The organism is Sedimentibacter sp. MB35-C1 (assembly GCF_030913635.1).
In the GTDB taxonomy this organism is placed as follows: domain Bacteria; phylum Bacillota; class Clostridia; order Tissierellales; family Sedimentibacteraceae; genus Sedimentibacter.
This window is the reverse complement of record NZ_CP133188.1, coordinates 2,613,695-2,640,384: the sequence shown is the minus strand read 5'-3', so window position 1 is coordinate 2,640,384 and position 26,690 is coordinate 2,613,695. Positions and strand designations below refer to the sequence as shown.

The 26,690-nt window shown below is 34.9% G+C and carries 20 protein-coding genes; 17 read left to right on the top strand and 3 right to left on the bottom strand.

Annotated elements, in window-relative coordinates:
- The first annotated feature begins 60 nt into the window (after positions 1–60).
- The gene (gene spoVT / locus RBQ61_RS12640) at positions 61–612 is read left to right on the top strand and encodes a stage V sporulation protein T (protein ID WP_308137672.1); all 552 of its coding nucleotides are present in this window, start codon (positions 61–63) and stop codon (positions 610–612) included.
- A gap of 181 nt (positions 613–793) precedes the next feature.
- Here the strand turns inward: spoVT and RBQ61_RS12635 are convergent, their stop codons facing one another.
- Positions 794–1,237: a hypothetical protein gene (locus RBQ61_RS12635; RefSeq protein WP_308137671.1), complete on the bottom strand. Its 444-nt coding sequence runs from the start codon at positions 1,235–1,237 to the stop codon at positions 794–796.
- An 18-nt stretch (positions 1,238–1,255) separates the two neighbouring features.
- Positions 1,256–1,645 carry a DUF2089 domain-containing protein gene (locus RBQ61_RS12630; protein ID WP_308137670.1) on the bottom strand — a complete coding sequence of 130 codons (390 nt, stop codon included), beginning with the start codon at positions 1,643–1,645 and terminating at the stop codon, positions 1,256–1,258.
- Positions 1,646–2,086: 441 nt separating this feature from the next.
- Between RBQ61_RS12630 and RBQ61_RS12625 the strand changes: the two genes are divergently transcribed.
- The 16 genes from RBQ61_RS12625 to RBQ61_RS12550 all read left to right on the top strand — a co-directional run bounded on the left by RBQ61_RS12625 (position 2,087) and on the right by RBQ61_RS12550 (position 25,135).
- Positions 2,087–3,760: an MBL fold metallo-hydrolase RNA specificity domain-containing protein gene (locus RBQ61_RS12625; RefSeq protein ID WP_308137669.1), complete on the top strand. Its 1,674-nt coding sequence runs from the start codon at positions 2,087–2,089 to the stop codon at positions 3,758–3,760.
- Between the two features lie 17 nt (positions 3,761–3,777).
- Positions 3,778–5,838 carry a sigma-54-dependent Fis family transcriptional regulator gene (locus RBQ61_RS12620; RefSeq protein ID WP_308137668.1) on the top strand — a complete coding sequence of 687 codons (2,061 nt, stop codon included), beginning with the start codon at positions 3,778–3,780 and terminating at the stop codon, positions 5,836–5,838.
- A gap of 242 nt (positions 5,839–6,080) precedes the next feature.
- Positions 6,081–7,859 carry an indolepyruvate ferredoxin oxidoreductase subunit alpha gene (gene iorA / locus RBQ61_RS12615; RefSeq protein ID WP_308137667.1) on the top strand — a complete coding sequence of 593 codons (1,779 nt, stop codon included), beginning with the start codon at positions 6,081–6,083 and terminating at the stop codon, positions 7,857–7,859.
- A 1-nt stretch (position 7,860) separates the two neighbouring features.
- Complete coding sequence (locus RBQ61_RS12610; protein WP_308137666.1) at positions 7,861–8,457, top strand: indolepyruvate oxidoreductase subunit beta; 597 nt, start codon at positions 7,861–7,863, stop codon at positions 8,455–8,457.
- A 38-nt stretch (positions 8,458–8,495) separates the two neighbouring features.
- On the top strand, positions 8,496–9,563 hold the full coding sequence (buk, locus tag RBQ61_RS12605) for a butyrate kinase (RefSeq protein WP_308137665.1): 1,068 nt from the start codon (positions 8,496–8,498) through the stop codon (positions 9,561–9,563).
- Positions 9,564–9,848: 285 nt separating this feature from the next.
- On the top strand, positions 9,849–13,586 hold the full coding sequence (locus RBQ61_RS12600) for a phosphoribosylformylglycinamidine synthase (protein ID WP_308137664.1): 3,738 nt from the start codon (positions 9,849–9,851) through the stop codon (positions 13,584–13,586).
- A gap of 16 nt (positions 13,587–13,602) precedes the next feature.
- On the top strand, positions 13,603–14,100 hold the full coding sequence (gene purE / locus RBQ61_RS12595; RefSeq protein ID WP_308137663.1) for a 5-(carboxyamino)imidazole ribonucleotide mutase: 498 nt from the start codon (positions 13,603–13,605) through the stop codon (positions 14,098–14,100).
- Positions 14,100–14,813, top strand: a complete 714-nt coding sequence (gene purC, locus RBQ61_RS12590; RefSeq protein WP_308137662.1) for a phosphoribosylaminoimidazolesuccinocarboxamide synthase — start codon at positions 14,100–14,102, stop codon at positions 14,811–14,813. The genes purE and purC overlap by 1 nt, the downstream gene beginning before the upstream one ends.
- 14 nt (positions 14,814–14,827) lie before the next feature.
- A complete protein-coding gene (gene purF, locus RBQ61_RS12585; RefSeq protein WP_308137661.1) occupies positions 14,828–16,222 on the top strand; it encodes an amidophosphoribosyltransferase in 1,395 nt (464 codons plus the stop codon).
- Between the two features lie 10 nt (positions 16,223–16,232).
- Positions 16,233–17,270 (top strand): phosphoribosylformylglycinamidine cyclo-ligase, encoded by a 1,038-nt coding sequence (gene purM, locus RBQ61_RS12580; protein ID WP_308137660.1) that lies wholly within the window; start codon positions 16,233–16,235, stop codon positions 17,268–17,270.
- On the top strand, positions 17,261–17,890 hold the full coding sequence (gene purN, locus RBQ61_RS12575; RefSeq protein WP_308137659.1) for a phosphoribosylglycinamide formyltransferase: 630 nt from the start codon (positions 17,261–17,263) through the stop codon (positions 17,888–17,890). The genes purM and purN overlap by 10 nt, the downstream gene beginning before the upstream one ends.
- Positions 17,891–19,447 carry a bifunctional phosphoribosylaminoimidazolecarboxamide formyltransferase/IMP cyclohydrolase gene (purH, locus tag RBQ61_RS12570; RefSeq protein WP_308137658.1) on the top strand — a complete coding sequence of 519 codons (1,557 nt, stop codon included), beginning with the start codon at positions 17,891–17,893 and terminating at the stop codon, positions 19,445–19,447.
- Positions 19,448–19,490: 43 nt separating this feature from the next.
- On the top strand, positions 19,491–20,741 hold the full coding sequence (gene purD, locus RBQ61_RS12565; RefSeq protein ID WP_308137657.1) for a phosphoribosylamine--glycine ligase: 1,251 nt from the start codon (positions 19,491–19,493) through the stop codon (positions 20,739–20,741).
- Between the two features lie 149 nt (positions 20,742–20,890).
- Positions 20,891–22,162 carry a LysM peptidoglycan-binding domain-containing protein gene (locus tag RBQ61_RS12560; RefSeq protein ID WP_308137656.1) on the top strand — a complete coding sequence of 424 codons (1,272 nt, stop codon included), beginning with the start codon at positions 20,891–20,893 and terminating at the stop codon, positions 22,160–22,162.
- Positions 22,163–23,081: 919 nt separating this feature from the next.
- A complete protein-coding gene (locus tag RBQ61_RS12555) occupies positions 23,082–23,765 on the top strand; it encodes a response regulator transcription factor (protein ID WP_308137655.1) in 684 nt (227 codons plus the stop codon).
- On the top strand, positions 23,765–25,135 hold the full coding sequence (locus RBQ61_RS12550) for a cell wall metabolism sensor histidine kinase WalK (RefSeq protein WP_308137654.1): 1,371 nt from the start codon (positions 23,765–23,767) through the stop codon (positions 25,133–25,135). The genes RBQ61_RS12555 and RBQ61_RS12550 overlap by 1 nt, the downstream gene beginning before the upstream one ends.
- 140 nt (positions 25,136–25,275) lie before the next feature.
- Here RBQ61_RS12550 and RBQ61_RS12545 read toward each other — a convergent pair whose 3' ends face one another.
- Positions 25,276–26,418 carry a PucR family transcriptional regulator gene (locus RBQ61_RS12545; RefSeq protein ID WP_308137653.1) on the bottom strand — a complete coding sequence of 381 codons (1,143 nt, stop codon included), beginning with the start codon at positions 26,416–26,418 and terminating at the stop codon, positions 25,276–25,278.
- Between the last annotated feature and the right edge of the window lie 272 nt (positions 26,419–26,690).

Sequence of the window (26,690 nt, the reverse complement as noted above, 5' to 3'; positions counted from 1 at the left end):
TAGAAAATATTAAAAGAAATGTCATATAAATAAAATTATTCAATTGGAGGAACATAAGTTATGAAAGCAACTGGAATTGTCAGAAGAATTGATGACTTAGGAAGAGTAGTAATTCCTAAAGAAATACGAAGAACTTTGAGAATCCGTGAAGGAGATCCTTTAGAAATATTCACAGACAGAGAAGGTGAAATAATACTGAAAAAATATTCACCAATAGGAGAATTGACTGAATTTGCGGGAGAATATGTAGAATCCTTGTTTGAAACAACAAGACATATAGCAATAATTACAGATCGTGATGGGGTAATAGCCGTATCGGGAAGTTCTAAAAAAGATTATTCTGAAAAAAGATTAAGCCCTGAGCTGGAAAAAATAATTGAGAGCAGGGAAGTTTATATGACAGGCGCTAACGCTAAGCCAATCAGAATTACAGCTAATGAATTTAACCCGGATAACTATGTAAGTCAGGTTATATCTCCCATACTGGTTCACGGTGATCCTATAGGATCGGTTATGCTTTTATCAAAGGATAAGGCTTCTAAAATGACTGAAGTTGAAGAAAAACTTATAAAAACAGCAAGTATATTTCTGTCCAGACAAATGGAAAGCTAGCATTAGCAAAATCTATATCAGACAATTCATTAAAAGGTTTATATAGAATTTTGTATAATGTATTTTCTTAATAAATTTTGTTATGTTGATATGATACTGCTATCAAAAAACTTCAGATGTGTAATTTATTTGCACATCTGAAGTTTTTTGTAAACTATGCCTATATTTGTATTTGCCATAATTATTCTACGTATATTTTTACTTTTATGGTTGTGTTATGTTCCTGATCCCATGCTTCAACATCAACTATACTGGGATCATCTAATGTTCCGCTCATTAATTCATCTATAATTTCTTTGAAATCAATGTTTGTTATGTCAATACCTTTGCTTTCTATTTCTGCCCTGGCATCCTTTGGTATCATTGATGTCATTTTTCCTGCAATACCACCTACTATTTTAAGAAAGCGTATTGGGATATTTACATTTACATTGACAGTGTTGTTTTCAGACGTTACCCGTATTTTAAGGTACTTATAATCTGTCCTAGATACGTTTGACGCGAGAGCTGTATTGGTTTCGTCTGGTGCGGAAGGGGTGTTTAGGGCATTAAGCAGTTCCATTGCTTCTGCTGCCGTTAATTGACCATTTTCTATCATTTCAAGTATTTTTTCCTGCTCGTTCATTCAAATACCTCCTTAAGGTTATAAATTTTTAATTTTTTCCGTTGCTTCCTTAGGTGAAAGTTCGCCTTTTGAAAGCTTTTCTAGAATTTCACTTCTTAGAGATTTTTTTATTTCATTTTCTTTTTCGACTCCTTTCGGAGAAATTTCTAATCCCAAGCTTTTTATGACAGTGTCTAATTTGCCGCGTACAGTCGGATAAGATATTCCCATTTCCTTTTCAACATCTTTAATGTTACCGCGACACTTTATAAAGGTTTTTAAAAAATTAAGGTCGTCTTCAGGAAGACTGCAAAATTCGCATGGCTCAAAGTCGCCTTCAATGAATGTAGAACATTTATGACATCCTAGTTTTGTAATTGATAATTTTTCTCCGCATACTGGGCATTTGCTGGGTGCTTTATATTTCATTATTTCACCATCCTTGTTAATAGCATAATATACCAATTTGTTTAATATGTCAATATATAAATTAAAAATATTAATATAAAAATTAAATAAATTAATAAAAAAATTAAAAATATTAATTAATTGATAAAAAGTGACAAGAATTTTATGCTATCAAATTATCAAGTATAAACAAATTTATATAACGATGTGCTGATTTTGATACAAATATTTTATATTGGTTAAATTAGTTGTTTGTGCTACAATTATATTGTAATTTATGTACAACGTTATTTATGTTTATAATGTGGAAAGTTAGTGAGCATGTGGCAAATTTAATTTTTAATTCCGTATTAAATTTGTGATATAGGATAGAATTAAGGGTATACTTTTCTGGTTATATGCATAATGCGTTATAACGGCGGCATAGCACATGCTATGACTATTATACCCCAGGGGGCAAAAATGGAAATAAGATTTTTAGGAGCTGTAAAAGGAGTAACAGGCTCAAGTCATTTAATACAATACAAGAATAAAAAGATACTTTTAGATTGCGGGATGTATCAGGGCAGAGATGATGATTTGAATTTAGAGGAATTTGAAATAAATCCTGCCGAGATTGATTATTTATTTTTAAGTCACAGCCATATAGATCACAGCGGCAGAATTCCTCTGCTTGTTAAGAAAGGATTTAAGGGAGTTATTTTTTGTTCAAAGCCTACATATGATCTATGTGAAATAATGCTTTTAGATTCCGCACATATTCAGGAGAACGAAGCAGAGTGGAAAAACAAAAAGGCTCAAAGGCTTGGAAGAAAATTAGTTGAACCTATGTACACACAGGATGACGCCATGGATAGCCTTCAATATTTTAAAACAGTTCAGTACGATCAGATAATTAATGTTGATGAGGGTTTGACAGTAAGATTTAATGATGCAGGTCATATTCTGGGATCTTCAATTATTGAGATGTGGTTTGATGACGAAAATGAAAACGTAAAGCTTGTTTATTCAGGAGATCTTGGAATGGACCAGAAACCAATTTTGAGAGACCCTTCATTTATTGAGAGAGCAGATTATATAATAATGGAAGCTACATATGGGGACAGAGTTCACGATGATGTTGCTCAAAGAACAGAAGAGCTTATAAAAATTATTCTAAAAACCGTTAAAAGAGGAGGAAGTGTCATTATTCCGTCCTTTGCAGTGGGAAGAACTCAGGAGCTTATTTATGAACTTAATAAATATTATGACAGCCACTTAGGTGAAATTGGGACTAAGGAAAATGAGCTTAGAAAAATTCCTGTCTATATTGATAGTCCTTTAGCTTCCAAAGCTACGGAAGTATTTAAACAAAATGCCGGTGTATTTGACGAGGAAGCAAGAGAGTATATTATGAAAGGAGATAATCCTCTTGAGTTTGAAAATCTCCATTTTACTCAAAGCGCCGAGGAATCAAAAGCATTGAATTTTTCTTCTGAACCTAAAATAATAATTTCAGCCAGCGGAATGTGCGATGCTGGGAGAATTAAACACCACTTGAAACATAATTTGTGGAGAAAAGAAGCAAGCATCGTGTTTGTCGGATATCAAGCAGAAGGTACTCTGGGGAGAAGAATATTAGACGGCGAAAAGGTTGTTAAGGTTCTGGGAGAAACAATCAATGTTAAGGCTGAAATTTATAATGTTGAAGGGTTTTCAGGGCATGCCGACAAACCATCGCTTTTAAACTGGCTGAAAGGGTTTAAGGAAAAACCAAAGACAGTCTTCATAGTTCATGGAGAACAGGATTCAAAAATTAATTTTGCTAAAGAAGTTAAAGAAACTCTCGGAATGAACTGTATAATCCCTGAGTATAATATTATTTATGAAATCAAGAAATCAAAAAACATAGAAAAAGTACCTGTTTCAGGGCCTAAATCTATCACGCTTCCTTATTCAAATAAAGTTAACGAGAAGCGCATAAGCGATTTGAGCAATGATATAAACGAGTTGAAGGAGATGTTTGAAATTGCTGTAGAAAGGGCTCAAGTCCATATCAAGGAAAATATTAGCATAGACGATTACAAAAAAATAAACAATGCTATAATTGATTTGGAAAATGAAATTATTAATCTTACGGTTATGACCAGCAAATAAATATCGGGAGTATGTAAATGAAAAAATTAGCCATTGTAAGTTATACTGCTGAGTCTGTCAATAGCTATTATAATCAGATAAAAAGCTTGTTTGGTAATAAAATTTCTATAGAAAAATATTGCCTAGACGATTTTGCCACCAATGGATATATAATTATTGACGCTGATGTTCTGTTAATTCCATCATATCATTTGTTCAAAAAAATAAGAGAACATGTAAATAAAGATACTGAGCTCTTGTTTGCAAACAGGACAATTTCCAAATCGGGGATGGACAAAATAAACAGTATAAATAAGGGCGCTAAAGTTGTGCTTGTTGATGAGAGCCCTGAAATGGCCGAACAGATAATCTCCATAATATATCAGCTGGGAGCAAGGCATATAGAGTTAAATTCATATTGGGCAACAGATTTAAATAAATCAAGGGGAGAAATATACATTATTTTAGGTCAGACTGACTATATTCCTGAAAATACAAAAGAAATAATTAATGTTGGAAACAGTCTCCTAGATATTAACTCAATTATTGATATAGGAACTAAATTCGATTTGTTTTCAGAGTTAGACAGGAAGGATATCGTACGAAGTTATACTGAAATAAAGACGGCGAATTTTGGGTTTCTTAAAATATTAGGACTTACCAACAGCCGCGAAAGTCAGCTTGATATTCTTTTACAGACCATAGATGCCGGAGTAATCGGAATCAATACAGAAGGCGAAATTTTTCTTTATAATGATAATGCTAAAGAAATACTGGGCAGAAATTACGAAGATGTTATAAACAGAAGCGGGTTAGAATTGATGCCTGAAATACCTTTTTCAGTTGCACTGCGAAATCTTAAACCTGTTGAAGAAAAAATAATAAAAATAAATGGTTACGACGTTGTTGTTTCTGTTAATCCGCTTCTTCACTCAAAAAAAACATACGGTGCTGTAGCGATTATACGAAAGTATTCTGATCTTGAGAAACAGGAATATTTATTGAGAAAAAAGCTCATTGGAAAAGGATATGCGGCTAAATATGATTTTAAAGATATATTCGGGAAAAGCAGTTCTATAACAGAATGCATAAACATAGCCAGAAGAATGTCCAGATCAAACTCTTCAGTTTTAATTACAGGAGAAACAGGAACGGGCAAGGAGCTATTTGCACAGGCTATTCACAATAATTCTCTAAGAAAAGATTATCAGTTTGTTCCTGTTAACTGCGGTGCCTTTCCGGAAAGTCTTTTGGAAAGCGAGCTGTTCGGATATGAAGACGGGGCTTTTACAGGAGCTAGAAAGGGCGGAAAACCCGGTTTGTTTGAGCTTGCGCACAACGGTACGCTTTTTTTAGACGAAATAACAGAAATGCCGATGAATTTGCAGGTTAAGCTCTTGAGAGTTCTTCAGGAAAGAGAAGTTGTAAGGTTGGGCGGAGACCGAATAATAGATGTTGACATAAGAATTATAGCCGCAACAAACAAGGATATTAAGGAAATGGTTGAGAGAGGAGAATTCAGGCAGGATTTATTTTACCGCCTCAATGTTCTTCCGTTAAAAATTCCTCCTTTACGCAATCGCAGAGAAGATATAATCGGTCTCATAGATTATTTGAAGAAAACATTTAACAGCAATTTTATTTTAAAAGAAAAGGCCAAAGAGCTGCTGATTAATTACAATTGGAATGGTAATGTAAGAGAGCTTAGAAACTGTGTCGAGTACTTGGTTAATCTGGGTCTGGAGGAAATAGACGGGAAGGATTTGCCAATCGATTTTAATGTGTCTGATGACGAAGAAATTTTTGTTGTTGAACATGAGCTTATGCTTGAATTTCTAGAGCATGCAGGTAATAATATTAAGAAGTATGTCTTTGTTCTTGAGGAACTTAGGAATGCTTATATTAATGAAAAGAGACTTGGAAGAAGAAGTATATCTGAAATTGCAAAATCAAAAAAACTTTTCATTAGTGAGCAGGAAATAAGATCAATTCTCAATAGTCTGGAAAAATATAAAATGGCAGAAATCAACAAAGGCAGAAGCGGTACGGTTATAACGGATTTTGGAATAAAAATTCTTAATCATCTATCAACGGGTTAAAGGGTATAAAAAACTATACCTTTTAACCCGTTGATAATTTACGCACAATTTTAAGCCTGCTTAAAGGCAAGTAATTGCAGTGTTTTATAATTTTTTTTTGCCTGAAATTAATGGCATGATTTATGCAGGTATAAATATGATGCATATGATAATTTTTCTTCATGAAAGACATTTATTTGTCGGATGAGAAATAATTTCTATTGATGTCTACTATATATAAATGATTTGAAGGAGGGCTAAAATTGAAAAAATTAATGACAGGTAATGAAGCTATAGCTCGTGGCGCATATGAAGCAGGTGTGCATTATGCAGCAGCTTATCCGGGAACACCAAGTACAGAAATCCTGGAAAATATCGCTCCGTATAAGGAAATAATAGCTGAATGGGCTCCAAATGAAAAGGTTGCCGTTGAATCGGCCGTAGGTGCTTGCTATGCAGGTGCAAGGACATTGACTGCAATGAAGCATGTCGGTCTTAATGTTGCAGCTGATCCTTTTTTTACAATGGGTTATACGGGTGTAAACGGAGGAATGGCATTAGTAAGTGCTGATGACCCTGGGATGCATTCTTCTCAGAATGAACAGGATAACAGATATTATGCAAAAATGGCAAAGGTTGCATTATTAGAACCTAGCGATAGCCAAGAATGTAAGGACATGGTTAAGGCTGCTATGGAAATAAGCGAAAAATATGATGTCTTGGTTTTGGTTAGAATGACAACAAGGGTATGTCACAGTAAATCAATAGTAAAAATAAGTGAACGTACTGAAGTACCTATTAAGCCATATATTAAAAACCCAAATAAATACCTGGTTGCTCCGGCAGTTGCGAAACAGCTTCATCTTGTAGTTGAAGACAGGCTTAAAGAGCTTGAAAAGTTTTCTAATGAAACAGATTTGAATTTTATAGATTGGAATGACGATAAAAAAATAGGTGTAATTTCATCAGGTATTGCCTACCAGTATGCTAGAGAAATATTTGGTGACAAGGCATCGTACTTTAAAATAGGTTTTACTAATCCTCTTCCTATGGAAAAAATAAAAAAATTTGCTGAAGAAGTTGATACACTATATGTAGTTGAAGAACTTGAACCATTTATGGAAGAACAAATAAGAGCTGCAGGCATCAACTGCATAGGAAAAGATAAAATTCCGAACACATGGGAATTAAACCCGGACATAGTTGAAAAATCACTGCTGGGTACAGTAAAGCCGACAATAGATTATGATAAAACTATGGCTGTTGGAAGACCTCCTACTTTGTGTGCAGGTTGCCCTCATAGAGCATTCTACTATGAATTGTCCAAGAAAAAGAATACTATGATTACAGGAGATATAGGCTGCTATACATTGGGAGGCGCAGATCCTCTAAATGCAATGGATACTGTAACCTGTATGGGAGCAAGCATAAGTTCAGCTCATGGTGCTAAAAAAATATTTGATAAAAACAATGCCAATATGAGAGTTGTTGCTACAATAGGAGATTCCACATTCTATCATTCTGGAATAACCAGCCTTTTGGATGTGGTTTATAATAAGAGCAATACTATAACCTGCATATTGGATAACAGAATAACAGCTATGACAGGGCATCAGGAAAACCCAGGTACAGGTCGTACTCTTCAGGGAGATGAAGCTTATATTACAGATATTCCTGAAACGGTGAAAGCAATAGGCATAAAAAACCTTCGAACAGTTAACCCGATGAATAATTCTGAAATGAAAGAAGCATTAAACTGGGCGTTTGATCTTGATGAACCTTCCGTTATTATTTCAAGATATCCATGTGCTCTTAAGAAATATTCAGAAAACGATTTAAATGAGTTTGGAGCAATAGAAGGTGTTTGTGTAGTTGACCAGGATAAATGTATAGGTTGTAAAAAATGCGTCAGCACAGGCTGCCCTGCAATTCATTTCAAAAAAGAAATTAAGAAATCAACTATAAATAGCGCTCAATGCGTGGGATGTACTTTATGTATGCAAGTATGTCCTGTAAAAGCTATAAGTAAGGTGGGTGAATAATATGAAAAAGAATAAGAATATTTTGTTAGTTGGAGTAGGCGGACAAGGAACAATATTGGTGAGCAAAATTTTATCAACTGGTCTCATGGAGGCTGGATACGATGTAAAAATGTCTGAAATTCATGGTATGGCTCAAAGAGGCGGAAGTGTGTCAACTCAGGTAAGATTTGGAGAAAAGGTATACTCGCCTATAATTGGAGTGGGCGATGCGGATATTCTTGTATCATTTGAAACTATGGAAACATTAAGATGGCTTGAGTATTTGAAACCTGATGGAGTTGTAGTAATAAATGACTACGAAATTCCGTCTGCGCCAATACTTTCCGGTAAAGCTGAATATCCTGAAGGGATAATTGATTTGATAGAGAAAAAAGTAGATACAAGAGTTATTAAGGCCGCTGAAATAGCAGAAAGTATAGGAAGTGCTAAGGTTATGAACGTAGTGCTTATGGGAGCTTTAATAAAATCAATGAATCTGACAGATATAGACTGGGAAGATGCTATAAGAAAAACTGTAAAGGAAAAATTTATAGACTTAAACATCAAGGCCCTGCGTGCCGGAATGGAAAGTGCAGCTCTGGCAGAAGCCGGAAATTAATTAATAGTTTTGATAATTAAATTATACGAGGAAGACATATGAGCTATAAAATTTTGGCAATAAATCCGGGATCCACTTCAACGAAAATTTCTTTATATGAAAATGAGTATGAAATTTTCACAAAAAAATTTGAACACCCCTTGGAAATCATTGAAAAATACGACAGTGTAGAAGAACAGTTAAAAATGAGAAAACAACTTGTCATCGAATTTTTAAAAGAAAAAGGTATTGATATCAAAAAATTATCGGCTGTTGTAGCAAGAGGGGGAATGCTTCCTCCTGTAAAATCAGGAGCATATATAATTAATGATTTGATGATTGACAGGGTTTTAAATAGGCCTGTCATGGAGCATGCTTCAAATTACGCAGCTCCTATTGCTTATGAGATAGCAAAGGAGGCAGGTGTAGAATCATATATATATGATTGTGTTGTTACTGATGAACTTACAGATATAGCTAGGATTTCAGGTATGCCGGAGCTTCCCAGAACAAGTACCAGTCATGTTTTAAATACACGGGCCATGGCTATAAAGGCTGCCGGCGAACGAGGCAAGAAATATGATGATATGAATATAATTGTTGCTCACTTGGGAGGTGGAATTTCTATTAACATCCATGTGGGTGGAAAAATAGTGGACTTGGTATCCGATGATGAAGGCCCGTTCTCTCCGGAAAGGGCAGGTAGAGTACCTTGCAGAGAGCTTATTAATTTGTGTTATTCAGGCAAATATGATAAAAAAACTATGCAGAGGAAGCTCAGAGGAAACGGAGGATTAAAGGCTTATTTAAACACAATTGATGCCAGAGAAGTTGAAGGTATGATTGCCGACGGCAATGAAAAAGCTAAGCTTGTTTATGAAGCAATGGCCTACCAAATTGCAAAAGGAATCGGAGAGCTAGCCACCGTAGCTGAAGGAAATGTGGATCTGATAATTTTAACAGGAGGAATAGCATATTCAAAGATTTTGACAGACTTGATAGTGAAAAGAGTAAGCTTTATTGCTCCGGTAGAAATACTTGCAGGGGAGAATGAACTTGAGGCGCTGGCATTAGGAGCATTGAGAGTTCTGAATGGCGAAGAAAAAGCGAAGGAATATACCGAATAAAGTAAATACAATACAACTAAAAAATGCTCTCGATAGTGATATTGCTCCTATAGAGGGCATTTTTTATATTTAAATTTATGACATAATTTCTTAGGATGCAAACTCATTATTAATTATAACAGATACATATACGAACTATACTATAATTGATTGTGTTATAGTTCGATATAAGACGAATATAAAAATGTTAAATTATAAAATCATATCATTTTGTATTGACTTTAATATTTCTATTTGCTATTATAGAGTTGAAATTACAAATAACGAAATTTAAGGATGGTTGTTATGAACTTTGAAGTCAGAAGAGTGTATGTGGAAAAAAAACATGGCTTTAATACAGAAGCTGTTAACTTGAAGGATAATTTTATTGAAAATCTGCAACTTACAAATTTGGATGATGTTCGTGTTTTGAACAGATATGATGTATCTCACATAGATCAGGAAGATTTTATAAGGGCAGTAACTACAGTTTTTTCAGAACCTAATCAAGATAATACATATGATGAAATAGAAATTAATCATAATGTATTTGCTGTTGAATATCTTCCCGGACAATATGACCAAAGGGCGGATTCCGCAGCACAATGTATCCAAATAGTAACAGGCAAGGACAAACCTACAGTAAAGTATGCAAAGGTTATTGTTCTTGAAGGAGAATTGTCGGAAGAAGATCTAGACAAAATTAAAAAATATTGTATTAATCCTGTCGATTCGAGAGAGGCTTCATTAGAAAAGCCTGATACTCTGGATGAAGTTTATCCTGATTCGGAAGAAGTAGAAATAATAACGAATTTTATAAAAAAATCCAAGGAACAATTGGAAGAATTCCGTGTTGACAGAGGACTTGCCATGAGTTTCGAGGATTTGTTTTTTTGCCAGGAATATTTCAGAGACGCTGAGAAAAGAGATCCTACTATTACAGAAATTAAGGTAATAGATACGTACTGGTCAGATCACTGCAGACATACAACATTTTCTACAGTAATTGAAAAAGTAGAATTTGAAAACGGAAAAATATCGGATGAAATAAAAAGCACTTATGAAGAATATATAAACACAAGAAAATTTGTGCATGATAAAAAGCAGAAGGATATTACCTTGATGGATATGGCAACAATAGGAGCTAAGGAGTTAAGGAAACGTGGTCTTCTGGATAACTTGGAAATATCTGATGAAATAAACGCGTGCAGCATAATAATAAATGTAGATGTAGACGGAAAGAATGAAGAATGGCTTTTGATGTTTAAGAACGAGACGCACAATCACCCTACGGAAATAGAACCGTTTGGAGGGGCTGCTACATGTCTGGGCGGAGCAATAAGAGATCCTCTTTCAGGCCGTGCATATGTGTATCAGGCAATGCGTGTTTCAGGAAGTTCTGACCCACGACAAAAATGGGAAGATACGCTACCTGGCAAGCTTCCTCAAAGGAAGATTTCAACAGAGGCAACTTCAGGCTACAGCTCTTATGGAAACCAAATAGGGCTTGCTACAGGTTATGTTAATGAAATATATCATCCTGACTATGTAGCAAAAAGAATGGAAGTTGGTGCTGTAATAGCAGCAGCTCCAAGAATTAATGTAAAAAGAGAAGATTCTGAAAAAGGCGATGCAATTATCCTATTAGGAGGAAGGACAGGAAAAGATGGTTTAGGTGGAGCTACAGGAGCTTCAAAGGAGCACACTGAAGAATCAATTTTGCTGTGCGGCTGTGAGGTTCAAAAGGGAAATGCACCAACCGAGAGAAAAATTCAAAGACTGTTCAGAAATCCAAATGTCAGCAAAATGATAAAAAAATGCAATGATTTTGGTGCAGGAGGAGTATCTGTTGCTATAGGAGAATTAGCCGAAGGACTTAACATAAATCTTGATCTTGTGCCCAAAAAATATGAAGGGCTTAACGGAACAGAACTTGCCATTTCAGAATCACAGGAAAGAATGGCTGTAGTTATAAGAAAAGAGGATATTGAAGAATTTAACAGATATGCTCATGAAGAAAATTTAGAATCAACTCATGTGGCCGATGTAACAGATGACAGAAGATTGAAAATGAGTTGGAATGGGAAAATAATTTTAGACATAAGCAGAGAATTTTTAGACACCAACGGAGTAAAGCAAAAAATTAATGCTTTAGTAAAAGAACCTGAAAATGTATGTTCAGAAATAAATGTAAAATGTGATGAATTAAAAAGTGCATGGTTTGAAAATTTGAGGGATTTAAATGTGGCAAGTCAAAAGGGCATGGTTGAAAGATTTGACTCTACAGTTGGAGCCGGTACTGTGTTAATGCCTTTCGGAGGAGAAAAACAGCTGACTCCGGCAGAGGGAATGGCTGCTAAAATACCTGTATTGAACGGAACAACAAATACATGTTCTCTCATGGCATACGGTTTTGATCCTTATTTGTCAAAACAGAGTCCGTATCACGGAGCTATGTATGCGGTTATACATTCTGCTGCTAAAATTGCGGCAATGGGCGGAAACTATAAAAATATTAGGCTGACATTCCAAGAATACTTTGAAAAACTGAATAAAGATCCGGAAAAATGGGGAAAGCCGATGTGTGCTTTACTTGGTGCTTTCAAGGCACAGCATGAGCTTGAAATTGCAGCAATAGGCGGGAAGGACAGCATGTCCGGAACATTCAAAGATTTAAATGTTCCTCCCACACTTATTAGTTTTGCCGTAGCAACAGAAAATGTCAAAAATGTAATATCTCCGGAAATTAAAAAGGCTGGCAGCAGGGTAAGCTTGCTTAAAATTAACAGGCTTGGAAATAATATTCCTGATTTTAAAGATATAAAAGAGAAGTATTCGAACATGTACGAAGCTGTTAAATCGGGAAAGATTCTCAGTGCACATACGGTTGGGTACGGTGGTATTGCTGCGGCTATAAGTAAAATGACATTAGGCAACTATATTGGATTTAAAGCTGACAACAACCTTAATATAAGTTTAGATAAATGGTTTACTGCAGACTACGGTGATATTATTCTTGAGATAGAAAATGATGCAGAAATAGCTGGATGTATTCAATTAGGAACAACTACAGAAGAAGAGAAAATAGTGATAGACAGTTCAGTGGCAATAGCATTAGACGATGTGAAAAATGAGTGGCTTAAGCCTCTAAACAGCATTTATCCGATAAAAAAAGATACTGACGGTACAGCAGAGAGTTACCTCACTTCAGGAGGAGCAAAGATTAAATCGTCAACAAGCATTGCTAGACCAAAGGTATTTATACCTGCGTTCCCCGGAACAAATTGCGAGTACGATACGAAAAGGGCTTTTGAAAGGGCAGGCGCTGACGCAGAAATATTTGTATTTAAAAATTTAAACAAGATGGACGTAAAAGATTCTATAGAAGAAATGAACAGGCTTATAAGGAAATCTCAAATTATTGCATTCCCAGGAGGATTTTCTGCAGGAGACGAGCCGGAAGGTTCCGGTAAATTTATTGCTGCTGTTTTCAGAAATGAATTGTTGAAAGATGCAGTTATGGATTTGCTCAAAAATAGAGATGGATTGATTATAGGAATATGCAACGGATTTCAGGCATTAATTAAGCTAGGGCTGGTACCCTTCGGTGAGATTGTAAACATGGAAGATGATTACCCTACACTTACCTACAATAGCATAAGGCGTCATATATCTACATTTGCAAAAACAAAAGTTGTGAGCAATTTGTCACCTTGGTTAAGCATGTGCAATGTCGGAGATATTCACCACCTTCCAGTATCTCACGGAGAAGGAAGATTCGTTGCAAATGAGGAATGGATTAAGAAATTAAAGCAAAGCGGTCAGATAGCCACTCAGTATGTGGACGAAAATGACAATCCTACCTATGACGGATTTTACAATTTAAATGGTTCGGTAGAAGCAGTAGAAGGAATTACAAGCCCTGATGGAAGAGTGCTTGGGAAAATGGCTCATTCTGAAAGACTGGATAAAGACCTTTATAAAAACATACCTGGCTCTAAAGATCAGTTAATCTTTGAAGCAGGTGTAAATTATTATAAATAAAAAAACAGGAGGAAAAATGAAAGCAGCAATTATTATGGGAAGCGATTCAGATTTCCCTATAGTAGAAAAAGGTTACAATATACTAAAAAATTTCGGAGTGGATGTTGACGTACGAGTAATCTCAGCTCACAGGACTCCGGACGAGGCTATCAGCTTTGCAAAAAATGCTGAAAAAAATGGATATGAAGTTATAATAGGTGCTGCAGGTAAGGCAGCACATCTTCCAGGAGTACTGGCAGGCTGCACTGTTCTGCCTGTTATAGGTCTTCCTATAAAATCATCAGAGCTTGATGGTGTGGACGCGCTTTATTCAATAGTACAGATGCCGCCGGGAGTTCCGGTTGCAACAGTTGCAATAAATGGCGCAGAAAATGCAGCTTTGCTTGCGATACAGATTCTTTCTGTGAAATATGAAGTTCTAAGAGAAAAGTTCTATGATTACAAAAAACAGATGGCTGAAAAAGTATATAATAAAAACAAAAAAATAAATGATAAATTGAGTGGAGGAATATAATGAATAAGCTTGAAATGCTCTACGAAGGTAAAGCAAAAAAGGTCTATAAGACAGATAACGAAAAAAAATACATTGTTGAGTACAAGGACGATGCAACTGCTTTTAACGGAGAAAAGAAGGGGACAATAGTTGGAAAAGGTGTTGTTAACAATAAGATGTCAGCGGCTTTATTTGCGCTCTTGGAGAAAGAAGGAGTTCCTACTCACCAAATTGAGCTTTTAAATGATAGAGAATCATTAGTCAAAGCAGTTAAAATTCTTCCGTTGGAAGTAATAGTAAGAAACGTAGCTGCAGGATCACTTTCTAAAAGACTTGGAATTGATGAAGGTATTGAAATGAAAGAAACCGTGCTTGAGTTTTCTTATAAGAATGATGAGCTTGGTGACCCTATGATAAATGACTATCATATAAAAGCAATGGGTTTTGCAACTGACGAGCAGTTGGAAACAGTAAAAAAATATGCCCTGAAGGTAAATGATGTTTTGAAAAAATTCTTCCTTGAAATTAACATTAAGCTTATAGATTTCAAGCTTGAATTTGGACTTTACGATAATAAGGTAATTCTTGCTGATGAAATTTCACCTGATACATGCAGACTGTGGGACGCTGAAACTAATAAAAAACTTGACAAAGACAGATTTAGAAGAGATATGGGCGGAGTTGAGGAAGTATATCAGGAAGTTCTTGCAAGAGTAAGCAGCAAACAAAGCTAATCTGAGGAGATAATATGTGCATTAAAATTATAGATGATGACAAGCTTCATGAAGAATGCGGAGTTGTTGGGGTATATACAGAAAACACAAAAGCAGCAGCACAATTAATTTACTACGGCTTGTTTGCTTTGCAACACAGGGGACAGGAAAGTGCCGGTATTGCAATACACACCGATAACAAAATAGAATATCACAAAGACATGGGACTTGTGGCAGATGTGCTCACAAAAGACGTGATAAACAAGTACGAAGGTAATATTGCTGTAGGGCACGTAAGGTATTCAACTTCTGGAGGAAGTGAAATACAGAATGCACAACCTTTGGTTGTAAGATATAAGGAAGGTTCAATCGCACTGGCTCATAACGGAAACCTTGTAAATGCGGATTCTTTGAAAAGCATGTTGGAGGATAACGGGGTAATATTTCAAACATCTACAGACTCTGAAGTCGTTGCAAACATGGTGGCGCGACACAATAAGGGTGACATTGTAAAATCAATTCAAAATGTTACCGAAATTGTAAAAGGAGCATATGCCTTTGTTTTTATGACTGAAAATGAGCTGATAGGCGTTAGAGATAACTTTGGGTTAAGACCTTTGTGCTTGGGAAAAAGACCGGATGGATATCTCCTTGCGTCTGAAAGTTGCGCAATAAGTGCAATGGGAGGAGAGTTCGTAAGAGATATTGAACCCGGTGAAATGGTAGTTATAAAAGATAACAATGTGGAAAGTATAAAGAGCAATAAATATGCGCAAAAAAAGCTGTGTATATTTGAACATGTATATTTTGCAAGGCCAGATAGCACTTTAGACGGCGTCAATGTATATCAATCAAGATATAATGCAGGTAAATTGCTTGCCGAGGAAGCACCTGTTGAAGCTGATTTGGTGTTTGCTGTTCCTGATTCGGGAACTCCTGCAGCCATAGGATATGCAACTGAGCTTGGGATTCCATATGGCCTGGGGCTTATTAAAAACAGGTATGCTAAGCGTACATTTATTGAGCCTGAACAGTCTTTGAGAGAACAGGGAGTTAAAACAAAGCTAAGCGTATTGAAAGATCTTGTAAAAGATAAAGTAGTGGTTATGATTGATGACAGCATTGTAAGAGGTACAACAATGAAGCAGATTGTGAGCATGGTCAAAAAAGCGGGCGCTAAAGAAGTTCACGTAAGGATAGCGTCCCCGCCTGTAATTAATTCTTGCTTTTTTGGAATAAATACGCCTGATCGAAACAAACTGATCGGAGCAAATTATACCATTGAAGAAATAAAAGAATTTATTAGCGCAGACAGTGTATACTACTTGAGTATTGAAGGCTTGGTGAAGTCCACGGAATCAACCAACAATTACTGTCTTGCATGCTTAAATGGAGAATATCCTATGGAAGTACCTAATCAGAACATGTAAAGGAGAAAATATGTCCAAAAAACTAACATACAAAGATTCAGGAGTAGATATAAAGGCTGGATACGAAACTGTAAAGTTAATAAAGGATTATGTAAAAAAAACATACACAAAGGGTGTCATGTCTGATATTGGCGGTTTTGGTGGAATGTTTTCGGTTGATAAAGATGAGTACGAAGAACCGGTGCTTGTATCAGGGACTGACGGCGTTGGAACAAAGCTTATGGTTGCATTTAAAACAGATATTCATGATACAATCGGAGAAGATGCTGTTGCTATGTGTGTTAATGACATAATATGTCAGGGAGCTAAGCCTTTGTTTTTCCTTGACTACATTGCTACTGGTAAACTTGAGCCTAAAAAGGCATCAGACATAGTCAAGGGAGTTGCTAATGGGTGCATAAAAGCAGGAGCAGCCCTCATAGGAGGGGAAACTGCTGAGATGCCTGGACTCTACGGCGAAGGAGAATACGACATAGCAGGCTTTTGTGTAGGAATTGTTGATAAGAAAAAAATAATTGATGGCTCAAAAATCGTAGATGGAGATATACTCATAGGTATACCATCAAGCGGTATTCATTCAAACGGATACTCATTAGTGAGAAAGGTTTTTTTTGACCATCAGAATTATAGTACATCTGAATATATAGAAGAACTAGATTGCACATTGGGTGAAGCATTAATGGTTCCAACAAGAATTTATCCTGAGCTCATTCTTGATTTGATATCTAAATTTGAGATAAAGGGAATGTCAAACATAACCGGCGGTGGATTTTATGAAAATATTCCAAGAATGTTTCCAGAAGGCATAACGGCTGACATAGAAACAAAAGATATAAATGTGCTTCCAATATTTAATCTCATTCAAAAATCCGGAAATATAGATGTGGATGAAATGTATTCTACATTCAATATGGGTATAGGAATGGTTCTGGCGGCAGGGTTGGAAGAATCGACAAAGGTACTTGAATATCTTAAAAAATTAGGAGAAAAACCTGTCATAATAGGAAAGACTGTTAAAAGAGAAGGCGGTCTTAAAATATGCCATTAAAAATAGGAGTGCTTATATCAGGCTCGGGAACAAACTTGCAGTCTTTGATAGATAATGTGGAAAGCAGAAATATTAATGGAGAAATCTCCGTAGTAATTTCAAATAAAAAAGATGCCTATGGTCTGAAGAGAGCGCAAAAATATAAGATAGATGCGGTATACTTAAATCCTAAAAACTACGGAAGCTCCGAAGAATATAATGATGCCATTATCGAAGAACTAGAGAAACGAGGCGTGTCTTTAGTTGTGCTTGCAGGTTATTTGAAGATACTGTCAGAGAAATTTATAAAAAGCTACAGAAACAGAATTATAAATATACACCCTTCCCTCATACCTTCATTTTGCGGAAAAGGGTATTATGGTATCAAAGTTCATGAGGCAGCTATCGATTATGGTGTCAAAGTAAGTGGTGCTACGGTGCATTTTGTTGATGAGGAGGCGGACACAGGTCCTATAATATTGCAAGAAGCAGTGTATGTTGATGGTGATGACACAAAAGAAACGCTTCAGAAGAAAATCTTAAAAGTTGAACATAAGCTTCTTCCAACAGCAGTTAAATATTTCTGTGATGGAAGAATAGAAGTACAAAAAAGGAAAGTAAAAATAAAGGAGCTGAACTAAATGAGAGCTTTAATAAGCGTATCGGATAAAACAGGAATTACCGAATTTGCTAAAAGACTTGATAAGCTGGGTATTGAAATTATTTCCACAGGTGGGACACATAAAACTCTTGAGAAAGCAGGAATAAAGGTTACAGGGATTTCAGAAGTTACGGGATTTCCTGAATGTTTGGACGGCAGAGTTAAAACACTTCATCCTAAAATTCATGCCGGACTTCTTGCGGTCCGCAATAACCCTGAGCATATGAAGCAGCTTCAAGATTTGGGAATACAGACCATAGATTTGCTTGTAGTTAATTTGTATCCATTTAAACAAACAATACAAAAAGAAAATGTAGAAAGACAAGAAGCAATTGAAAATATTGATATAGGCGGTCCTACAATGCTTCGTGCCGCTGCAAAAAATTATCAGGATGTTGCAGTTATAGTTGACCCGTCTGATTATGAAAAAGTAGCAAAAGATTTGGAAGAAAAAAAAGAGGTGTCGGAAGAAACAAAGTTTTACCTTTGTGGTAAGGTGTTTGAACACACGGCACATTATGACACTTTAATAGCATCATATCTTAAAAAAGAAAGAAATGATAATAGCCTTCCTGAAACAATAAGTCTGACATATGAAAAGGTTCAGGAAATGAGATACGGTGAAAATCCGCATCAAAAAGCTGCTTTCTACAGAGAAGCAGTTGGCGGCAAAGGACTTTTATCATCAGCTGTTCAGCTTCATGGCAAGGAACTTTCATTCAACAATATTAATGATACAAACGGTGCTTTGGAATTGCTTAAGGAATTTGAAGAACCTGCCGTTGTTGCGTGCAAGCATGCAAATCCATGCGGGGTTGGAATTGCTGACAACATATATGACGCATATATGAAAGCTTTTAAAGCTGATCCAACATCTATATTTGGAGGAATAACGGTATTTAACAGAGAGGTAGATGAAAAAACTGCTGAAGAGATAAATAAGATTTTTATTGAAATAGTTGTAGCTCCTTCATATTCTCAAAAAGCTCTTGAAATACTTAAATCCAAAAAAAACAAAAGAGTGCTTCTTATAGAAAATATCCTTCAGAAGCAGGATGAAAACTCATATGACCTTAAAAAGGTTGCAGGAGGAATACTTGTTCAGACAATTGACTCTAAGTTAATTCAAGAGAATGAAGAATTAAAAACAATTACAAAAAAACAGCCCACAGAAAATGAAATGAAGGATCTAATGATGGCTTGGAAAATTGTAAAACATACAAAATCCAACGCTATAACAATTGTGAAAAATGGTCAGTCCATCGGAATAGGACCTGGTCAGGTTAATCGTATATGGGCGTGCAGACAGGCGATAGAACATGCAGTTGAATTTTTAGGTGAGGACAGCCTAAAAGGTGCAGCAATGGCTTCTGATGCGTTTTTCCCATTCCCTGATTGTGTAGAAGAGGCTGCTAAAGCAGGCATTACAGCAATAATTCAACCAGGTGGTTCCGTTAATGACGAGTTGTCTGTGAAGGCTTGTAATGAAAATAATATTTCCATGGTATTTACGGGAATGAGACACTTTAAACATTAATCATGTACACTTAATAATTAATTAATCGAAGCAGGGAGGACTTATGAATATACTGGTTGTTGGAAGCGGTGCAAGAGAACATGCATTGTGCTGGAAATTAAAACAAAGCGGCAAAGCAACAAAGATTTACTGTGCTCCGGGCAACGCAGGTATTTCTCAAATTGCCCGATGTGTTGATATAAAAGCTGATAATTTGGATAAAATTACTGAATTTGCAGTTTCAAACGGGATTGATCTGACTGTTATAGGACCGGAAGGGCCGTTGTGTGAAGGTCTTACGGACATGCTCGAGCAAAGGAACATCAAAGTGTTCGGCCCCTGCAAAAAAGGAGCAAAACTAGAGGCAAGCAAATCATATTCAAAGGAATTTATGAAAAAATATAATATTCCCACTGCCGGATACGAAGTATTTACTGATGCTGAAGCAGCAATAAAAGGGCTTTCAAAATTCAGAGTTCCTATTGTAGTTAAGGCTGATGGATTGGCGGCAGGCAAGGGAGTAGTTATTTGCAGCACTAAGGAAGAAGCCGAAGAGTCTATTAAAAGTATGATGAATGACAAGCAGTTCGGTGAAGCCGGTGATACGGTTGTCATTGAAGAATTCCTTGACGGAACTGAGGCATCGCTGCTATGCTTTGTGGACGGAAATTCAATAATACCTATGGAGAGTGCAAGAGACTATAAAAAGGCGTATGATTTTGACAAAGGCCTTAATACAGGCGGGATGGGATGCTTTTCCCCAAACACAATTTACACCGAAGAGCTGAAAGGTTATATATCAGAAAATATACTTAAAAGAACTATGGAAGGGCTTAAACAGGAAAAACTGGATTTCAAAGGAGTGCTGTTCATCGGTCTTATGGTTAAAGAAGGCAAAGCTAAGGTTTTGGAATACAATACGCGCTTTGGAGACCCGGAAACAGAGGTTGTGCTCCCAAGATTAGAATCCGACTTGGTTGAAATTATGCTAAAATGCATCGACGGAAATTTGACTGAGCAGGATTTGCAATGGAGTAGCGACAAATGTGTAACGGTTGTTCTTGCATCAGGTGGATATCCGGAAAGCTATGAAAAAGGCAAGCAGATTACGGGCTTGAATGATATGGATGACAGTATTGTGATTTTCCACGGCGGAACAAGGGCTGAGGATGGAAAGGTTTTTACTGACGGCGGCAGGGTGATGGCGGTAACAGCTATGGGAAAAACCCTTGATGATGCAAGAAAAATAGTTTATGAAAATATATTAAAAATTAAATTTGAAAAAATGCAGTTTAGAAGTGATATAGCAAAATAGTATAATAGTATTGGGGCAGTCATAAAAGATATATATTTTTTATGACTGCTTTTTTATTGTACATTATTTTACTGTTTTATTTTGAAATCTATCATTATGAGCATGGTACTGAATATATTATTAATAACTAGGGATATAGGGAGGTTTCTATGGTCATATATGTTGTGCAGAGAGGGGATGTATTGTGGAGGATAGCAGATCATTACAATGTTGATATTGATTCCATAATTGAGGCAAATGCTCTGCCTAATCCAGATGTTCTCCTCGTAGGGCAGTCGCTCATAATACCTACAGAAGAAAATATATATAATGTTAGAGCAGGGGACAGCGCGTGGAAGATAGCTCAAAGGCATGGTATATCAGTTCAAGATCTTTTGTGGGAAAATGAAATTATGAATCCGAATAATTTATACATAGGGCAGTTATTGACAATTCCGGAGAAGAAAAAGCCTGAAATTGAGGTTAATGCATTTACTTATACTTTAGGGGATATGGCTGTGCCTGTTATAGGTGAAGTCGGCGAAATGCTTACATATCTCAGTCCATTTGCATATCTAGTAAAAGAAGATGGAAGTTTGGTGCCGATAGATGATGAAGCTGCCATAGGTGAGGCCATAGCTAATGGCATTGTCCCGGTTATGGCAATTGTTAATTTTACTGTTAATGTGGCAGGTAGAAATGTAGCAAAAAATGTGCTTAACAATCCTGAAATTGTAAACACACTTCAGGAAAATATTATTAACACCATGAAAGATAAGGGATACCAAGGATTAAACATTGATTTTGAGTATGTTTTACCTGAAGACCGTGAAGCATATAATAAGTTTCTTGAAAGTACAGTTAACAGACTGCACGATGAAGGTTTTTTTGTTTCAACATCATTAGCACCAAAAACAAGTGCTGATCAAAAAGGTCTTTTATATGAAGCACATGATTATTTGGAGCACGGGAAATTGGCGGATTTTGTAGTTTTAATGACTTATGAGTGGGGATGGAGAGGCGGTCAGCCCAGAGCCATATCTCCAATAAATGAAATTGAAAAGGTCTTAGATTATGCTGTAACGGTTATTCCAAAAGATAAAATACTTATGGGATTCCAAATTTACGCGCGAGATTGGGAAGTGCCTTTTTTGCCCGGTAAAGAGGCTGAAACAATCAGTGTTGAGGAAGCAATGAATAGGGCATATGCTCATAATGCGCAGATACAATATGATTATATGGCTCAATCGCCGTTTTTTCGTTATACTGACGATGAAGGAAATGCGCATGAAGTTTGGTTCGAGGACGCAAGAAGCGCTCAGGCAAAATTTGATACAGCAAAGGAATATGGATTAAAAGGTATAAGCTACTGGGGACTCGGGTTTCCATTTAGACAAAACTGGGTATTGCTTGAAGACAATTTTGATATTAAAAAGCTGTAATTTAAAAACAAAAGTAAAATATTGATAAATATGGAATGAAGTATGAAGTAATTTGTATAAATTAAAATAAGTCTCATAATTGTAATGATTGTGAGATTTTTTTATTGTGTTTGTCAGTTGAGCTGTTACATACTTTTAACTGCAGACTCCAATGAAGGCAATTGCACTTAAAAACATAAAAAATATTACATTTTTTTGAAAAATGTCAAAATAAATATAAGTAAAGCAGGGAATGCTGTTATATACCTAAGATTAAAATTGTTTTCTACACTGCTTAGCAGTACCGTGTTTAATATTTTAGCAGAATTATTTTTTGAAAAAATTACGTAGATTATAAGTGTAGCTGCGAAAGGAATAGCTCCTGTTACGAACAACTATCATGGAAAAAGGCAATGATTTTATTTAATAAATGCATAAGATATTTGCATAATAAAATAAGACCATAATCCAGCACAACCATGGTCTTATTTTAACTTATATTAGGAGATTTTTGATTAAATAGTGATTAATAAATTAATTTCTTTGGATTGCAATTATTTTTGTTTAAAGAGCAGCAACCCAACGGCTGTTCTTAAGGTTTTTGCCTGCTTGACAGCTGTTAAAAAATTCTGCAATATTTAATCATGAAGTTAATTTTTTTGCTCTTATACTAATATTATAATGTACAAATATAAAGATTTTATGAAGAAAATATATAAAAATTGATAATTTAATTATAATAAATTTATAGATATTTATAAAAGGTAAAAATAAGCAAAAAATGCTGAAATGTCATATTGCTAATTACCAAAGATGATGAGAGTGCGGTAAGACTCTATATATTTTATGAATCTTCAAGGCCTAGTGTGAAATAATTATTAAGCATTGACAATGACAGCATAACAACTTATATTATAACTAACATTTTTGGAGAGCTGTTATGAAAAATATATTAGTGATAGAAGATGACGAAAGAGTTTCTGATGTTATCTGTGCGTATTTGGAAAAAGAAGGATATCATGTGTTCTTGAAATCCAGAGGATTAGAAGGAATAGAGCTTGCAAGAAAAAATGATATCAGTTTAATAATACTGGATTTGATGCTTCCTGACATTTGTGGGGAAGAAGTGTGTAAAATAATAAGGGAAAAATCTGATGTTCATATATTCATGCTTACTGCAAAAGGGTCTATTGAGGAAAAAATAGATGGATTAAATATAGGAGCTGACGAATACTTGGTAAAGCCGTTCAGCCCAAGGGAGCTTACTGCAAGAGTAAATGCATTATTTAGGAGGCTTGATAAGGATAATAACGGTGAGTCTTTTTATGATGACGGAAATTTAAAAATAAATTATGGCAAAAGAATAGCCAGTGTCAATGGAAAGGAAATTTGGCTTACTCCAAATGAATTCAATATATTGCATCTTTTAGCTGCTAACAGGGGGAATGTGTTATCTAGGGAGCAGATAATTAGCAAAATTTTTGGGTTGGATTTTAATGGATATGATAGGACGATAGATGTTCATATAAAAAATCTTCGAAAAAAAATTGAAGAAGATACTAAAAAACCTAAGTATATAATTACCGTTACAAAAGTCGGATATAAATTTAGCGGTGAATACTGATGACTACAATAAGAAAAAAAATTAGTATAATATTATTCTTGTGTTCTTTTGCAGCAATTGTTCTCATAATGCTGTTTATTAATTTAACGATTAAAGGTATATTTAAAGAATATATGGCCGATGTGCAAAATAAAAGATATGAAAGGATAGTTTCATATTTGGAGGAAGCATATAAAAAGGACGGAAAATGGAGTGAATATTCCGGAATAGAGCTTATGCACGAGGCTTACATGAGCAACTATATTTTGACACTGTATGATGAAAGAAATACTTTGGTTTGGGGAATGAATCCCATGGACATAAAAAATGAAATAAATCTTAAGCATATGAAGGTGCAGGATGAAGGTGTGTATACAACAAAGAAATTTGGGCTTGAATACAACGATGAAATAGTGGGATATGTAGAGATAGGGCAGTATGCACCTCTCCTCATAACAGAGGAGGATGTTCTTTTTCAAACATCAGTCAATAAAAGTATCATTGCAAGTGGTGTATTAACTTTAATTATTATAACTGCAGCAAGTTTATACCTGTCCAAACAGTTTTCAGACCCTATAAAAGAAGTTGCCGGTATGTCCGTCAACCTTTCAAAAGGTCACTTCGAAGAAAAAGCGAGTATTCAGACAGACATAGAAGAAATAAGGGATCTAAGGAATAGCATCAATATTCTTGCTGATAAACTTAATAAGCAGGATATGATAAGAAAAAGGCTTATATCAGATATAAATCATGAAATCAGGACGCCCCTGAATGTTATGCAAAATAATTTTGAAGCTATGATTGACGGGGTTTTTCCTGTTACACAGGCGAGGCTGAACAAACTTAATGATGAAATTATACGCTTTGGAAAACTTTTAAACAATTTAGAGAAACTTAAAGAATTTGAAACAGAAAGTCTCAAGCTGAATTTTTATGCCATAGAACTTTTTGGGCTTATAGAAAGCTTATATGATGATTTTCTCATGGAATCTGAAAAAAAACATATTTCAATTGACTTGATAAAGGAAAGAGACACAAATTATTTCATATTAGGGGATTCAGACAGATTAAAGCAGGTGTTTATTAATTTAGTAAATAACGCGATAAAGTTTTCAGAAAAAAACGGAAAAATATCCATAAATGTATATGCAAAAGGTAAAAAAATATTTGTTGAGGTAGCAGATAACGGAATAGGAATAAAGACAGAAGATCTGCCTTTTATATTTGAGCGTCTGTACAGAGGTGATAAGAGCAGGCACGAAACAGAAGGTTCAGGTATTGGGCTAACAATTGTCAAAAATATATTAACTCTGCACTCTGGGTCAATTGAAGTAGAAAGTGAAGAGAATAATGGAACAAAGTTCATTCTTTGCTTTAACGCATTAGATTAGTATTATAGTTTCAGACTGTTGAAAAAATTCGTTTTTCCACCTATTTTTGCAGTGTATTTATTAATGCATGAAATACTTTGCATTTTTAACAAATTTTCAAACAGCCTGTCACTTCTACGACTTTTATTTAAGAAGCTATTTTACAATCTTAATATATTTTTTATTTTCAGAGCTATTGAAACCTGTTCAATAAATTTAAAATTGTTATTCTCAAGGTTAAGCAGTCGTTTTGCCTTTGAAATTCTGTATCTCACGGTATTTTCATGCTGGTTTATCAAAGCGGCTGTTTTTTTAAAATCACCGTCGCAATTTAAATATGCCTCAATAGTATTTATTAATTCATTTTTATCGTTGCTGACATCTTTTGTCAGCGGTTCTATAACATCCGAATAAAAATCCATCAAAACATCTGAATTTTTTAAAGGATATAATATTTTATAAAGGCTTATATCCTTGTAATATACAGTATTTCCTTCTAATATTTTTGATATTTCATAAGACAGAAGAGACTGTCTCAGACATATATTAAAGTTTTCGACTTCGTTGAATGTGTTGCTTATGCCTATATTATATCTGCTAAAAAAATTTTTTAATATTGATTCTGATTGTTCGATATATGACGGTAGTAAAGACAACTTATCAAGATTAATTATCAAAAACATTCCTTTTTTATATGTTACAGGTTCAATTGCATTTATATTTTTTATTGTTGCAACACTCATCTGTTTTTTTACTCCAGAAAAATCGTCCGGACTTACATATAAGGAAACATAATTGCTTCTGAAATTTTTTATTATTTCATGGGCAGTGTCTATTATTGTCTTTTTACTTACATTATTTGATAAAATCCTCTCTATTTTCATTTCAAAAATTGTTTCTGATTTGTCAGAAAGAATCATTTCCATTGTTGTTTTGATTATTTCCGCATATGGAATATCAGGATCAATAAAAACAACAGGGAAATTATGCATATTGCAAAGATCTTCTATTTTTTGAGGAAGTTTTTTTATATATTCGGTAATGATAAACGTTCCGGAGCATTTGCAGTCAATGTATGCATTTATAAAATCAAACAGCATATCTTCGTCGTCTCCTGCAATATAAAAGCTGTTAATAAAAAGATCTCCTTTATTTATCAGTCCGCTGCTTCTGATGTCATCAGGAAAGGGACAGTCTATAAAATTGATTCTTCCTATCTCATTATTTAAACCACTGCTTCCGGCAGCAATTTTTGCATCTTTAAACAAATCTATTGATAGTAAATTATGTATGGTAACTGACATTGTATTTCCTCCGATTTATCTAACTATTTTACTATAAACAAACTAGAAATTCCAGAGTTTTTAAAATACTACAAAAAAATTAGCATATTTTTATAAAAATTACAAAGACAATTGAAAATATATAATATATAATACAAAACAAATATATTTATAATAAAATACGCATAAGTAAAAATACACTATTTTTTTTAGAAACACAGTTGTATTTTATTAAATACATATTAATTGTTGAAACCTATGATTATATATTGAAAAATCTAATTTAAAAGGAT

Coding starts and splice junctions, on each gene's coding strand:
- purN (WP_308137659.1), top strand. CDS start 17,261: ATGCCATTAAAAATAGGAGTGCTTATATCAGGCTCGGGAACAAACTTG.
- purC (WP_308137662.1), top strand. CDS start 14,100: ATGAATAAGCTTGAAATGCTCTACGAAGGTAAAGCAAAAAAGGTCTAT.
- RBQ61_RS12555 (WP_308137655.1), top strand. CDS start 23,082: ATGAAAAATATATTAGTGATAGAAGATGACGAAAGAGTTTCTGATGTT.
- RBQ61_RS12635 (WP_308137671.1), bottom strand. CDS start 1,237: ATGAACGAGCAGGAAAAAATACTTGAAATGATAGAAAATGGTCAATTA.
- spoVT (WP_308137672.1), top strand. CDS start 61: ATGAAAGCAACTGGAATTGTCAGAAGAATTGATGACTTAGGAAGAGTA.
- buk (WP_308137665.1), top strand. CDS start 8,496: ATGAGCTATAAAATTTTGGCAATAAATCCGGGATCCACTTCAACGAAA.
- RBQ61_RS12625 (WP_308137669.1), top strand. CDS start 2,087: ATGGAAATAAGATTTTTAGGAGCTGTAAAAGGAGTAACAGGCTCAAGT.
- RBQ61_RS12600 (WP_308137664.1), top strand. CDS start 9,849: ATGAACTTTGAAGTCAGAAGAGTGTATGTGGAAAAAAAACATGGCTTT.
- RBQ61_RS12550 (WP_308137654.1), top strand. CDS start 23,765: ATGACTACAATAAGAAAAAAAATTAGTATAATATTATTCTTGTGTTCT.
- RBQ61_RS12620 (WP_308137668.1), top strand. CDS start 3,778: ATGAAAAAATTAGCCATTGTAAGTTATACTGCTGAGTCTGTCAATAGC.
- RBQ61_RS12545 (WP_308137653.1), bottom strand. CDS start 26,418: ATGTCAGTTACCATACATAATTTACTATCAATAGATTTGTTTAAAGAT.
- purM (WP_308137660.1), top strand. CDS start 16,233: ATGTCCAAAAAACTAACATACAAAGATTCAGGAGTAGATATAAAGGCT.
- RBQ61_RS12610 (WP_308137666.1), top strand. CDS start 7,861: ATGAAAAAGAATAAGAATATTTTGTTAGTTGGAGTAGGCGGACAAGGA.
- purD (WP_308137657.1), top strand. CDS start 19,491: ATGAATATACTGGTTGTTGGAAGCGGTGCAAGAGAACATGCATTGTGC.
- purE (WP_308137663.1), top strand. CDS start 13,603: ATGAAAGCAGCAATTATTATGGGAAGCGATTCAGATTTCCCTATAGTA.
- RBQ61_RS12630 (WP_308137670.1), bottom strand. CDS start 1,645: ATGAAATATAAAGCACCCAGCAAATGCCCAGTATGCGGAGAAAAATTA.
- purF (WP_308137661.1), top strand. CDS start 14,828: ATGTGCATTAAAATTATAGATGATGACAAGCTTCATGAAGAATGCGGA.
- purH (WP_308137658.1), top strand. CDS start 17,891: ATGAGAGCTTTAATAAGCGTATCGGATAAAACAGGAATTACCGAATTT.
- RBQ61_RS12560 (WP_308137656.1), top strand. CDS start 20,891: ATGGTCATATATGTTGTGCAGAGAGGGGATGTATTGTGGAGGATAGCA.